This is a genomic window from Mucilaginibacter sp. Bleaf8 (assembly GCF_018390515.1).
Lineage (GTDB): Bacteria > Bacteroidota > Bacteroidia > Sphingobacteriales > Sphingobacteriaceae > Mucilaginibacter.
The window spans coordinates 1-13,802 of sequence record NZ_JAHBBK010000006.1 but is presented as its reverse complement, the minus strand read 5'-3'; the positions used below and the strand labels follow the sequence as shown (position 1 = coordinate 13,802).

Annotated in this window: 12 protein-coding genes; 6 read left to right on the top strand and 6 right to left on the bottom strand. The window is 43.6% G+C overall.

What is annotated here, in order from left to right; translation table 11 throughout:
• Positions 1-6: 6 nt before the first annotated feature.
• Positions 7-1,893 (top strand): PAS domain-containing protein, encoded by a 1,887-nt coding sequence (locus KHS38_RS22495; protein WP_213490341.1) that lies wholly within the window; start codon positions 7-9, stop codon positions 1,891-1,893.
• A gap of 71 nt (positions 1,894-1,964) precedes the next feature.
• Here the strand turns inward: KHS38_RS22495 and KHS38_RS19970 are convergent, their stop codons facing one another.
• The 5 genes from KHS38_RS19970 to KHS38_RS19950 form a co-directional block, all read right to left on the bottom strand.
• A complete protein-coding gene (locus KHS38_RS19970; RefSeq protein ID WP_213490340.1) occupies positions 1,965-2,132 on the bottom strand; it encodes a hypothetical protein in 168 nt (55 codons plus the stop codon).
• A 37-nt stretch (positions 2,133-2,169) separates the two neighbouring features.
• Positions 2,170-3,282 carry a D-TA family PLP-dependent enzyme gene (locus KHS38_RS19965; protein WP_213490339.1) on the bottom strand — a complete coding sequence of 371 codons (1,113 nt, stop codon included), beginning with the start codon at positions 3,280-3,282 and terminating at the stop codon, positions 2,170-2,172.
• 586 nt (positions 3,283-3,868) lie between these two features.
• Entirely contained in the window at positions 3,869-4,783 is a 915-nt protein-coding gene (locus tag KHS38_RS19960; protein ID WP_213490338.1) for a helix-turn-helix domain-containing protein, read from the bottom strand.
• Between the two features lie 29 nt (positions 4,784-4,812).
• Complete coding sequence (locus tag KHS38_RS19955) at positions 4,813-5,550, bottom strand: SDR family oxidoreductase (protein WP_213490337.1); 738 nt, start codon at positions 5,548-5,550, stop codon at positions 4,813-4,815.
• 3 nt (positions 5,551-5,553) lie between these two features.
• Complete coding sequence (locus KHS38_RS19950) at positions 5,554-6,465, bottom strand: NAD(P)H-binding protein (RefSeq protein WP_213490336.1); 912 nt, start codon at positions 6,463-6,465, stop codon at positions 5,554-5,556.
• Positions 6,466-6,785: 320 nt separating this feature from the next.
• On the opposite strand from KHS38_RS19950, the gene KHS38_RS19945 reads away from it, so the two are divergent.
• The 5 genes from KHS38_RS19945 to KHS38_RS19925 all read left to right on the top strand — a co-directional run bounded on the left by KHS38_RS19945 (position 6,786) and on the right by KHS38_RS19925 (position 13,472).
• Positions 6,786-8,447 (top strand): S8 family serine peptidase, encoded by a 1,662-nt coding sequence (locus KHS38_RS19945; RefSeq protein WP_213490335.1) that lies wholly within the window; start codon positions 6,786-6,788, stop codon positions 8,445-8,447.
• Between the two features lie 283 nt (positions 8,448-8,730).
• A complete protein-coding gene (locus tag KHS38_RS19940) occupies positions 8,731-9,327 on the top strand; it encodes an RNA polymerase sigma-70 factor (protein WP_249665499.1) in 597 nt (198 codons plus the stop codon).
• Between the two features lie 4 nt (positions 9,328-9,331).
• On the top strand, positions 9,332-10,297 hold the full coding sequence (locus tag KHS38_RS19935; RefSeq protein WP_213490334.1) for a FecR domain-containing protein: 966 nt from the start codon (positions 9,332-9,334) through the stop codon (positions 10,295-10,297).
• Between the two features lie 10 nt (positions 10,298-10,307).
• Positions 10,308-12,428 (top strand): peptidase associated/transthyretin-like domain-containing protein, encoded by a 2,121-nt coding sequence (locus KHS38_RS19930; protein ID WP_213490333.1) that lies wholly within the window; start codon positions 10,308-10,310, stop codon positions 12,426-12,428.
• A 60-nt stretch (positions 12,429-12,488) separates the two neighbouring features.
• Entirely contained in the window at positions 12,489-13,472 is a 984-nt protein-coding gene (locus tag KHS38_RS19925) for a hypothetical protein (RefSeq protein ID WP_213490332.1), read from the top strand.
• Between the two features lie 100 nt (positions 13,473-13,572).
• Here the strand turns inward: KHS38_RS19925 and KHS38_RS19920 are convergent.
• On the bottom strand, positions 13,573-13,802 hold a 230-nt coding region (locus tag KHS38_RS19920), incomplete at its 5' end, for a hypothetical protein (protein ID WP_213490331.1).

The window sequence follows — 13,802 nt, the reverse complement described above, 5'->3', positions numbered from 1 at the left end:
CAAAGCGTGGAACATACAAATTGGTTAAGGCAAGGGTTTGACTTTCTGGAAGCCGTTCAAAAAGATAAGCCGGAGGCAACTGCAAACGGCCCGGTTAACAGCTGCTTGCTGAACCTGCTTATTTATACAAAGGCAACGCAGGTGTTTTGGCTTGAAAAAAATACGTTGTTCGCCACATCAATGAGTAGCCATCGGATGGCCGTTGAGCAGACCTTGATTTTTAGTCCGGAAAGTATCGGGGCATTGCTAAAGGTACAGGAAGCCGGAAAGGCCGTTAATAGTCTCAAAAAAATACTTGCCGGATCAATGGCGAACGAGGTACAGGCTTGCTATATCCTGCCTGTAAAAACTACTCATCATACCGCATGCTATGTGATAGCTTATAACGCAGATTATTCATTTAATTCCGAACACCTCGAATTCCTGAAGTTTTGCCAGCACGCTATAAACAGCCTGCATAATGACTATCATGCAAAACGCAAGCATGATCAGCTCAAGATCAGGTTTAACGGCATTCTTAAATCGTTACCACACAGTATCGTATTTTTAGAAGACCACGGTGGTTATTGCTGGATCAATGAAAATGCAGCACAGTTACTCCGGTTACCTCCCGGAACCAATGATGCGGCCTTAATACACGAGGCTATGTCCAAATTGCGCAGTAAAGCTACCAACCAGCAGGAAATTGAAGAAAAAGCCATTGCGGCATTTGCTGACAAAAAGGTACAGGACTGGCTGTGGCTTTATGAAGAGCCGGTCATTACAGCGATTAACATCCAGTTTCGCAGGGTAAAGACCGGCAGCATGAATGGCGTGCTTTGGGTTTTTGAGGACGTTACACAGCATTATCAGTATGAGCAAAACCTCAAATTACTCAACGAGGAATTGGCCTTGAAAACCCGGGAAGCTGAAGAAAGTAACTTACGATATCGCTATGTAAGCAAAGCTACATTCGATGCCATCTGGGACTGGGATTTGACGCACAACAGCTTGTTTTGGGGAGAGAATTACCAAAGTATTTTTGGATATGACCAGGCTTCAAACAAGCCTCACATTGACGCGTGGCAGGAAGCTATACATCCGGAAGACGCTAGCCGGGTAATAAAAAGTATTACGGAGGCTGCTGAAGGTTTGGTATCTAACTGGGCGGACGAATACCGCTACCGCAAAGCGGACGGTGCTTATGCCCATGTAACAGACCGGGCTTGGATTGTACGGGATGTGAACGGAAAAGCAACCCGGATGGTAGGTGCATTACGGGATGTAACCGCGCATAAACTGGCGCAAATTAAGATCAAAGAATCAGAGTTTAACCTGAGAGCCATCTTTGAAAGTTCCATAGAATCTTTCGTGCTGCTGGATGCTACTTATCATGTAAAAGCATTTAACAGCCGGGCAAAAAAATATTTAAACAGATTTCTTGGGCAAACGCTTAAAACCGGCGATAGCCTGTTATGCTACCTGCAGCCACACCGAAGGGAAACATTCGGCCGGTATTTAAGGCAGGTGAGCGAAGGTGAAGTGGTTGAGTATGACAGGGCCTTTGATTCAGGAGACGGCTCTAAATACTGGTCGCACCTCACACTAACACCAGTATATCACGAAAGTACTGTCATTGGGGTTTGTATCACCGAGCGTGATATCTCCGAGCGCCAGAACCACCTGAACACCATTGAGAAGCAAAATAAAGCCTTTACGGATATTTCCTGGACACAATCCCATCTCGTTAGGGCTCCCCTTACCAATATTATGTCTATCACCAACATGCTGAAGAACAATCCTTCGGAGGAAGATATGGGTGCTTTGCTTAATTATCTGGAAGATGCGACTGAAAAGCTGGATCAGGTTATCCGTAAGATCACCGCTTTAACACACCTGGAAAAGCAGGGTTAACCAACAGTATGCCAATCATTGTTTCTTGCAGTGACTATTAAAGACAGAAAGCGGAATGATGATTTAACCCGTCAACTGTCCTGAAATTGAACAGAATCAGAGAGATATCTTTCTTCGATAATTTCGGCAGCGGCTTGCACATGAAAATCTTTGAAGCCGGTCAGTGTAGTTATGTTATTCAGCTCTTCTTTAAATCTGTAAATACCAACCTTGGTAATCAATTCATGCTTTGTAGCCATTGAATCCTTATAGAATGGCCTTTGCCGAGCGTTGGACTTAGAGATTTATACATCTACTCCTGGCTGTATGGTGCCAGTATTCCTCAATTTTATGATCTTTTATTATGGCACATGCTTCATACAGATTGCAGGTGCGGCCAATATGGTAAGGCAACCCATAAACAACGTCACTTATCTGAAGCTCCGAGGCTCCGGAGAAGACCAGAAGGTGTTCCTCACTTTGTGAAATAATCTGAGCATCTGATAGTTCAGGAAAATCAACCCTTTCCTCTTTGCTGCTTTCCGATGAGACTGCTTTATAGCCCAAATCCAGGCACACTGTTTCCGGATTTGGCTTAGAGATCACCCGGCTGATGACCAATGCGGCATTTTCAAAGGCCAACTCAGGAAATTGACGCTGGTAGTGCTGGTCCCAGTATATAAAAGTGCCAGGACTGCATTCTATATTCGGTTGCTGAGCATAGTATTGAATAGTCGGCGTGCTTCCGGCTACAATATTGGGCAGGTCAAACCCGGCGAGTACCAGGTCATTGGCTAAATTTCTTACAGCCGCAAAGCCCTCGTCTGCCTGTGCCAGGCGTACGCCGGGGTCCGGATCTGTTAAATGGCCGTCGTAAGCGTGTAGTCCGGCAATTTTAATACCGTCTAAATGGCCGCAGAATTGAAATAACCTTTTGCCTTCAGTCGCCGGCAAAACACCAGTACGGTCCATGCCCACATTCAGATCAATCCAAACGCCTGCAATCAGATTAAACTCGATAGCCGCTTTAGAAATTTGCTGAGCAGACGTTTCATTATCAACCAAACAAGAGAAGGAACAATCCGGATAAGTGGTCATCAATTTAATGAAGCGGAAAACTTTTGGGCCGATGGGCTGGTACGCTAATAATATATCAACAGCACCTGCAATCGCAAGCATCTCTGCTTCCGCAATTGTAGCACATTTAAACTTTGTAATACCGGCCTCTATAAGCAATTTTACCACCTGCGGGCACTTATGCGTCTTAACATGCGGGCGTATCTGTTTTTTGTCAGGAAAGAAACTGATCAATTTTCCGATGTTCTTGACTACGATATCAGGATATACGGCCAGAAGCGGCGTATCGGCTTCCTCTAAATTTTCTATCCTGTAGGCTGATACTGATGTCATGTTCTAAAAAAGAATAATGGTTTTTGACAGCCATTACCGTTCTGTTGAACATTCAAGAGACAATTTTGTGTACCTGCTTTGGATCATTTATGTGTTTTTATCAAATACCGTATCGATTTAGTTTAGCAATCTTCCTGTTCTGATTCAGTTACAAAACTGTAAACTGATTTTTTATGTCGCTGAAAACAGAAAGGTTAGTTTATATGATAAAACCTTCGCCGCTTCGTATTAGCCCGGCATATATAGTAGAACTTATTTGGGTACAACCGGGGGCGTTCACCCATTTGATACCGGCAAAAGTGGATCAACCCCAAAAGGTAACTGGTAAAAGCGGCATACTTAGTCCTTTATCGAAGTCTGTAGCGGCCCTTATTAAGATATTGCCGGATATCTTCTTGACTACATCGAGGGCATTTTGCCCATTTCCCAGGGCATTGCATTCAGGAACCAATTTAGACAAACATCCGGGTATCCTGTCCGCAATACCTGCAATCACAGCCCCGGCATAGCTATGGTCTGCTATGATCACATTGTGCGGGTCCTCGGCTGTGATATAACTGACTTTTATGCGAAGCCGGTATTGATTTTAATTAAACGATTTCCGAAAATCTACTGGCGACATCTTTGTCTTGCTTTTAAACAACCGGGTAAGTGATTGCGGATGTTCGAACCCTAATTGGTAAGCCACTTCAGCAACCGATAGATTGGATGTTGACAGAGCTTCTTTTGCTTTTTCTACCAATTTGTGGTGTATCAATTGTTGCGCATTCTCACCGGTCAGCGCCCGCAACATATCGCTCAAATAGCTGGGTGATAAGTGCAGCTGTTCTGCCAGGTATTGAACGGTTGGTATCCCCTGAATCACGGCTTTATTGGTTGTAAAATACTGATCAAGCAGCTCTTCCAACTGCTGTAACTGGCTATTGTTAACTGCTTTGCGGGTAATAAACTGCCGTTTATAAAAGCGGTTGCTGTAATTCAGCAATAGCTCAACCTGCGAAACAATTACATCCTGGCTAAAATCATCAATGCGGCTGGTTAACTCTTCATCAATAATGTTAAAGATGGTCATGATGGTGGCCCGTTCCTGCTCGGATAGATGCAGGGCTTCGTTTGCAGCATAAGAAAAGAAGCCATATTGCTTAATTTTCTTCGCGATAGGATAAGACAAAAGTAGATCGGGGTGAACAAGTAACATATAACCGGAAGTGGCAGAACCATCCGGACTTTCAAACACTTGTCCCGGTGAGGTAAATACCAAACCCCCTTCGCCAAAATCATAATAGTTTTGGCCATATCTGGCCTTGCCGCATAAACCAGCTTTAAAGGCTATTTTATAGAAATCCATGATTAAGGCGCCTGGGAGATTTGCCGGCTCAAATTTCATTTGCTGGATATCAACAAAACTGACCAGCGGATGCCTGGGCGCGATGAGCCCAAACATCCGGTGAAAGTCGGTTAAGGATTCTAATTTATAAATCAGATTTTCTTCCTTTTTCATCAGCTAAAGTTACTTGTTTGTTATATCAATTACCAGGGCGTTTCACCTGTTTCGGGGTTATACTCCTCTGAAATAAATTTTCCGGTAGGTCCGTCAGGGTCAATCATCGCGTATTTGGCAATGCGGGTGCCACCTTCCTGCACTGTACCTGTACCACGATGTTCATTAAAATCGGTAGCCACAAAGCCGGGACAAACTGCATTTACTTTAAAATCGGTATCTTTTAATTGATAGGCCAGATCAATGGTGTACATGTTCAATGCCGCCTTAGAGGATGCATACAACGCTGCTTTATGCGAGTAGTACTTCCAGGTAGGATCGCTGTGCAAAGTAAGCGAACAACCGCTGGAAGATACATTGACAATACGCGGCTCGGGTGATTTTATTAAAAGGTCGATAAAGGCCTGGCTGACGCGTACCACACCATACAGATTGGTATCGAATACTTCTTTATATTGCTCAATACCGGCTTCTAAAGAAGACTGCGGAAAACCACCGTTGATACCGGCATTATTGATAAGCACATCCAGTACGTCTGTTTTGCTGCCAATCGCTTCGCGGGCAGCTTGCACAGACAGGTCGTCGGTGACATTCAATTCAATGGCCTCTGCCTGATCCCAACCTTCTGCTTTCAACTTTTCCAGAGCTATTTTTCCGTTTTCAAGCGTCCGGCTGCCCAGATAAACATAATAGCCATGGCTTAACAATTGGCGTGCGGTTTCAAAGCCGATGCCCTTGTTGGCACCGGTAATTAATGCTTTTTTCATAAATTATTTGATTTGTTGATGATATACTTGTGCAAATTCTTTGGCAAAGTCCCTGAACTTCGTTTTGCCGAACGCTGGTTTATGGCGGTACAGGTCTTCATACAATGATCCGCTTCCTTGTGCGGCTTGCATGGCGATGAATCCGTTCGCAATCCATTCATTCATCCCGGCAGCCAGCATGCCGCTCAGCATTTGTTCTTGAGAAATTACAATCCATTTGAGTTCCGGCTCACCGATGGCTTCGCCCAGAATTTGTGCAATTTCATTTGGTGATACTTCGTCGCTAACCACGTAGTGAACGGTTCTGCCTTCGAATGGCTTTTCCATTTCCTCAGTAATGGTTTCGGCAATATCTTCAGCGGCTACCCAAGGTTCCTTTTGGTCGCCTCCGTAAGTGGATACAATAGCATGCTGGTTGCGGATAGCATCAAGATTTCGGTACAAATTGCTGTAGAAACCCACGGGCCGGATAAACTTGATAGAAACATCGTTAGGCAACCCGCCTAATATACCCTCCACCTGGTTATGCAGGTAAAGGCTGCCAGTGCCCTGATCGGTATGTGCGCCGATGCTGCTCAGGTGCACTACCCGCTTAACGCCAGATTGCTCCACTGCTGTTTTGTAATTGTTACCTATTTGATTGAATGCTGCCACAAAGTCGACGTTCTTGTCAAAAATACTGCCGATGCCTTCCCAGGCCTCCATCAGGTAAACAACATCGGCGCCGGTAAAAGTCGAAGTCAGGAATTCGAGATCAAAAAAGGTTCCTACAGCTGCTTTAGCACCCATAGACTCAATCGCAGGCTGCCGTTCGGCTTTGCTGGTAATAACGGTTACCTGATGTCCATTCTGAATCAGGTTGGTGGTTAAGGGCTTACCAATATGCCCTAAAGATCCGGTGATAACTATTTTCATAATCTTTAAATGTTATCACAAAGGTGGGCAAAGGCAAAGCGGCTCAATTAACTTAACTGCGGTTTTTCATAACTGAAATGCGTATGCTACAGTCCGTAAACAGAATAAGTTTAGATTTTACAAAAACTCTATGGTCAATAACGCTTGACATATTTTGTAGCAATATTATTTAAACCAGGGGGCACACTCGTTCACCGGAACGCCGGAGAAATGGCAGACAGCGGCACCCTATTCTTGTTGATTTGTGCGTATGGCTATTATTCCTAATTTTATATCCCAGAAAATCCATTAAGAAATGGTTTCTAAATAAATATTTTTAAATGCAGTTTTATACTCGATACTTACTTACAGGGCTTTTCGCATCTCTTGTTTTTTTATCAGCCTGTAAAAAGAATGAAATACCAAAAGAACCAGTCGCTTCTGTTCGCATGAGTTTGGATAGTATTATTCTGGCAAATGACGACTTTCTGGGCACTCGGCTTTCCATCATACTTGACAACTTTCCTGAAGGTACATCAAACAGTGCGGAATGGCGTGTAGACAATCCGCGTATTGCAGAAGTAACTGCTGAAGGAGTTGTATGGCCTAAGGGCGCCGGGATTACCTATGTTTTTGGGAAATTACTAAATGGAAAGGGCGAAGCTAAATGCAAAATAATTGTTACCGATGGTAATGACTATAAATTTAGGCTTGTTTTAACCGATAAGGGAAAATCTGATTATTCAATTGGTAACCCAGAGGCTTTTCTTTCTAAAAAAGCCATTGAGAGGCGTCGCAAACAACATATCCCCATAGATGTAAGTGACTTGCCGATCTCCAGAGAATATCTTAAAGCGATAACCGAAGTTGGAGGCACAATTGTTGCTAAAAGTAAGTGGTTAAACACCGTGTGTGTGAACGTTCGGGATCAGTTTCTAATTGATAAATACAAAGCTTTGCCATTTGTAAAGGAGGTTGCATTGGTGTACTTTGGCAAAAGGAAACAGAATTTAAATGTTCCTAAATATATAGATAGCCCTCAGTCAGGAAGTGCAGGCAATTTGGGTACATCTATTGATTACGGTGCAGCCGCGCTTAACATTAATACTGTAAAAGGCGAAGCGCTGCATCAGCAAGGTTTTAAAGGCGCCGGAATGGATATTGCTGTTATTGACGCCGGATTTATCCATTTAAGAGACAATGCAGCTTTCAGCAACGTACATATTAAAGGCGCAAAATCCTTTGTGTATGAGAACGAGGATCCCTATAGCATCGATACACATGGCGTTTGGGTAACCTCATGTATGGCGGTGAGTAAACCTGGAAGCTACGTTGGTACTGCACCCGAAGCGAATTACTGGTTGCTAAGAACAGAAGACAGCGCCACTGAATTTCCCGTTGAAGAGGATTACTGGACAAGTGCCATAGAATTTGCAGATAGTGCAGGAGTAGATTTGGTCAATTCCTCCTTAACCTATAGCGACGGCTATTCAAGTCTTATAAAGCGTTATACTGCTACTGATATGGATGGCAAAACTGCTCTTGCTACCAAGGCCGCAAATATGGCTTTTAAAAAAGGGATATTTATTGTGAACTGCGCCGGAAACGAACAGAAATGGGTTGGTACCCCCGCCGATTCACCGAGTGTATTAACTACAGGGTCAATCAATAGTGATGGCAAGCAAAACTATTTTACATCTTGGGGAATGACAGCTGACGGGCGGATAAAACCAGATGTAATGGCTATGGGAGGAAATGCAGCTGTAATAAATTCTTCGGGCACGACCGAAAACAGAAGTGGTACGTCTTACGCCAGTCCGATTATGTGTGGATTAGTGGCCTGTTTATGGGAAGCCAATCCCCAATTAACCAATAAGGATTTGATGGAGATAATTCGTAAATCGGCCGATCGGGCCAGCCATCCTGAATTACCTTTTGGCTATGGTATTGCAGACATGAAAAAGGCGATGGAACTGGCTAAAATAAAAGTTGGCGCAAGGTGAAATAAATCATTCTAATCAGTCAGTTTTAAAGATTTTAATTAAGTTGACAATGCTTTAAACATTTGCCCGAAACCTGTTTTCTGCAACATTGGCTTAAAGAACTATGGTGCTAGCTCCCGGGAGCACATCGCGATGTCTTTGTAACCAACTGTCTGGGTACAAATAAATTCCTGTTATTTGATGATTTATAACTGTCTGAATCTTTTTTCAGTCATTGTAGGGGTCTGGCTCAGTTGTGTTGTCTCCATACTTGATTATACATCTCAAATTATAAACTACAAACTTGCCTGTCAATCAACATTATCAAAACGGTATGGTGCTGCATTTAAAAGCAAACACCGAGGAATTCGATGAGGTATACCTCGTTTATTTCAATGCTTTGCACCGGTATGCCTATGCCATGGTAGGTGATGAGATTGTTGCGGAAGAAATGGTACATCAGACGTTCTGGAAAATTTTGGAAAGACAGGGTGGTGTTCAGATCCATACTTCTGTAAAGGCCTACCTGTACCGGTCTGTTTACCATGAGTGCCTTAACTATTTAAAGCATCAACAAGTAAAACAAGCTTATACATCCCACGCTATGCAACAGGAAGAACCCTACGCTGAAAATGCCCTGAGCACGTTGCAATACAAAGAACTGGAGCTAAAAGTGAAACTGGCAATTAACATGCTGCCAGAACAGTGCCGCACCATCTTTCAGCTTAGCCGTTTCGAAGAATTGAAATACGCGGAAATAGCCCAGCAACTTGGATTATCTGTTAAAACAGTAGAAACACAGATGAGCCGGGCGTTGAAAAAGCTCAGGGCACAGTTGGCAGACTACCTGCCGGTTATTCTTTGGATTCTGTTGAACGCTCTATACCATTACCAAAGCTAAAACTATGAAAATACATGACGACATATTAATCTCTTACTTACTTGATGAAGCTACTGCCGAGCAGCGAAAGGAAATAGAAACATGGCTAAAAGCAGATGCTGAAAATCAGCGCCGTTTGGAACAGTTCAAGTTGATTTGGCAGGCAAGTAAAAGCAGTAGTTTGAACCAACAGATGGATGCCCAAGCATCCTTGCAAAGGTTTAAGCAAAAGGCATTAGAGCCGCAGCAGGATACTGCTGATGTAGCACACCTGAAGCCATTGTATACCTGGCTCAAAATAGCCGCTACGCTGCTTTTACTTGCCGGTGGCAGCTGGTGGTTTTGGATGCAGCGGCCCGCGGCTCAAATTGAACTGGCAACTACACGCTTTGAGGTAAAAGCCGATACCCTGTCAGATGGGTCTGTTGTCACTTTAAACCAAGAAACTACACTCCGGTATCCCGAACAATTTAAAGGCAAGCGGCGCGAAGTTGTATTGAGTAAAGGGGAAGCTTTTTTTGATGTAGCACATATAGCTAATGAACCATTCATTATGCATGCCGGAAAAATACAGGTGCAGGTATTGGGTACCTCTTTTAATGTTAAGAACAACAATGGTAAGATAGAAATCATTGTGGAATCTGGCATGGTTGCCGTAAGCAGAGGCACGCAAACGGTTATGCTAAAACCCCGGGAAAAGTTAAGCATCGAATCATCGGGAGGCGCGTTAGTTAAATCCAATACTAACAACCAATTATACAAGTATTACCGTACCCATGAATTTGTGGCGGACGACACCCCTTTATGGCAACTTGTAAATGTGCTGAATGAAGCTTATGCGAGCCATATAGTTATCACTAATCCTAAGCTAAACAACATGCCGCTGAATACTACTTTTAAAAACGAATCTTTAGATGATATTTTAGATATCATTAGCCGAACCTTCGAAATTAAGGTAGTGAAGGCAAATGGTGTTACTATCTTGAAGTAACAGGTAATTGATGACTAAACCTTACTCCACTAAATTCAATGTTCCCAAATTAGTAGCTGCGCTGCTTTGGTTTTTGTTTATAGCCGTCTTTGAATCCAATGCACAGGGTATTTTAAATAAATCAGTTACCCTGCATTACAATCAAAAGCGGGTAGCTGATGTACTTAGCGAAATTAGCAGACAAGCACACTTCTATTTTGCTTACGACGGCAAGTTGCTGGCTAAAGATAGCGTAGTGAGCCTATCTGCAGACAATGAAAAAATCTCCTCTGTATTAATAAAGCTTTTTCATGATCGGTACACTTACGAAGAGCGAAAAAACTATTTAATCATCTTGCCGCAACTGCGGCTTTTTACATTAATCAATACAGATATTACGGATGAAAACAACAGTTACTCTGTAAGTGGCCTGGTGGCTGATGAGCGCACCGGCGAAAGGCTAATGAATGTAAGCGTATATGAAAAGCAGCAGCTTGTATCTACCCTCACTGATGAGCATGGCTATTTCCGGCTAAAGCTCAGAGGGGGTAGTAGCGAGCCTGTTCGTATTACCGTTTGTAAGCTCAGTTACAAAGATACCACAGTCAATTTTTTGCAATCGGTACCTATAAGCAGCAGAGCAAAAGCCTGGGAGTATAAATACGGCAGCAATAATTACAATCGTGTAGAAAGAACAGGCTTAGGGGGATTATTCATCTCTGCCAGGCAAAAAATCCAAAGTCTTAATATTCCTGATTTCTTTGCTAAGCGACCATTTCAGGTTTCCATAACACCAGGGCTGAGCACGCACGGCATGTTCAGCCCGCAGGTTGTAAATAAGTTTTCGCTTAACCTGGCTGGCGGGTATACCGCCGGTGTAAACGGGTTAGAGGTTGGCGGTTTGTTTAATATCAATAAAGAAAACTCAAAATATTTGCAGTTGGCTGGTGTATTTAACTTAGTGGGTGGCAATATGACGGGCTTGCAACTGGCCGGAGCACACAATCTGGCATTAGACACCCTACGCGGCGTTCAGCTCGCTGTATTTACTAACAAAGCGGAGGCGCAGGTATCCGGCTTGCAGCTCAGTGCCCTACATAATGAAACCCGCCGCCTAAAGGGGGTGCAAATAGGCTTGGTAAACGTTGCCGATACCTCAGAAGGTGCCAGCATAGGTCTCTTAAACATTACACGCAACGGTTTCTATAAAGTATCCTATTCGGCCAATAATTTAGCTAACACCAACATAGCTCTAAAAACCGGCACACATGTTTTTTACAGCGCCCTTTTAACCAGCGTTAACATATCGGCAAACCACAAGTTTTATGCATTTGGTTTGGGCATTGGGCACGATTTTATGTTCAATGATAATGTATACCTGTCGGCCGAGGCTGATTATCATTTGGCCAACAATACGCAGTGGGACAATCAATGGATGCAGGGAAAGTTATTACTTAACCTACAGCTTACGCCCAAATTAAGCTTGGTAGCAGGCCCTACCTACAATCATTACAAGTATAATCATCAATGGCATATCACTGGGTACCAAAATGTAACCCATGCACCTGAATACCCTGACATGCTACACCGTGGAGCCACGCAAACAAGAGACTGGCTTGGCTGGGAAGCTGGTATTGCATTTAACGGCGTGTTCAAACCGGCAAAAAAGACTATTGATCGATCGCAGGTCTGGTACCTGGGTGTTGCTGCAACAGGCGGGATAGGCTGGGATGAGCCTTACCGGTCTGTATCTGGTGGCGAACTTTTTTTACAGCGTGATTTGGGCTCAGGCCTTACTGGTGTACTGTCAACAGGATACACAAACATTGCAACAGATAGCGATATTAAGCCGGTTAATATTGTTCCTTTACAAGCAGGTATCCGTTTAAAGATGGCCAGAGGGCTTTTTATTCAAGGTGAAATTGGTGCTGCATTTGGACCCAATGAAGAATATGTTGTTTATCTTGATCCAACGAATGGCGCTGTTGTTACTGATTTGAGACCTTACCGTTCACTTATGTACAGCGTTTCAACCGGCTTCAGTTTTGGTAGTGGCCTGGAAGCTGGCGTGAAGTTTGAAGATTACGGCCTGCAATCACAATATAAGCAGTTTGCCTTACGCTTGGGTTACCGGCTAAGGCTCAGCAAATAATATAAAGTGCTGTAAGGGTATCGCATCAGTTTACTGTCTTGCTTGTAAAAAACATTACAGATGAAGTTTAAATCTCAACTTTTGATTATTACAAGCCTTTTATTTTTCTCTGTTGCTTGTTTTGCACAAAGCAGCTGGCGGGTTGGCCTTGGCCTTAACCCGGGCGTTGCTACCAGTAAAGCTTTCAGGTACACGCTTGGTGCCGATATTCGTGTGCAGAAGAACTTTAATGACCGGATTGCCGGAACGCTGACCGCAGGTTTTACGCATTTTTTTGAAAAGGATCATTTTGCAAACTATTCGCAGTATGGTAGCCCGTATAATGTAATTCCTGTAAAGGCTGGTATTAAATACTTTGTAGGAAATCAACTCTATCTTGGCGGGGAGGCTGGCGCAGGTATTGCATTTGAGCAGTGGGGTACATCGTTTTTATGGTCGCCATCTGTGGGTATGGCATTTCGCAATGGCTGGGATGTGAGCCTCAAATATGAGGATTATACGAAAAGCCCGGTAACTAAAGATGTTGCTTTGCGTCTGGCTTATGGCTTTGGCCCCCGAAAGCTGGCAACTCATAAAAGGAATAGTACCAATTCCGGATGGCATTTAGGTGTAGCCCTTACGCCGGGTTTAACCACCACCGCCTTTGAGGACTTTGTACTCGGCGGCGAGGTTAGCGTGAATAAAAACCTAACGAGTAACTTGGAAGCTTTTGTGAGCGGTGGCTATACGCATTATTTTAAAGGATATACAGGATATCGTGTCATCCAGTCATCAGGTGAGTGGGTGGTTGATATTACGGGAGAAAGAAAAGGATTCATTCCTGTAAAAACAGGTTTAAGACTGTACGCTGGCAATCAGTTTTATGTAAGCGGAGAAGCAGGAGCCGCGTTTGCCATGAACGGCAGAATCAATTTCGTTTATGCACCTTCAGCAGGCTTAGCCTTAAATAATGGCCTTGATGTAGGCATCAGGTATGACAGATACAGCGAGGGCAATATGCCCAATGTGATGTCATTAAAACTGGGATATAGGTTTAAACTTTAGTCATTTACCTAAACCTTCCTATCTATCGGAGCAGCAGTATATTCCAACTCTTTATTCCGGATTTACTTGCTGTTCTGTAGCCTGTTTTCTTCGCCACCTATTATTCTCCGCAGTACTTCAGTTCGAGTTCTTTTAAACGTCCTTTTTTAATGGCACTCTTGGCAAGATAGTTAAAAAGAGGTGCTGCGATTTTTTGTAATCCAACCATCTTAGAGTTGTTTAAGTAAACAAATAAAGCAAGGTCAGCAAGCTTTTTGGGTGTTCCGGCCGCGCTGGCCAAGCCGTCTTTCGCCAGCCCCTTGGATATCAGCAGCGCATTTTCGAAGTTTT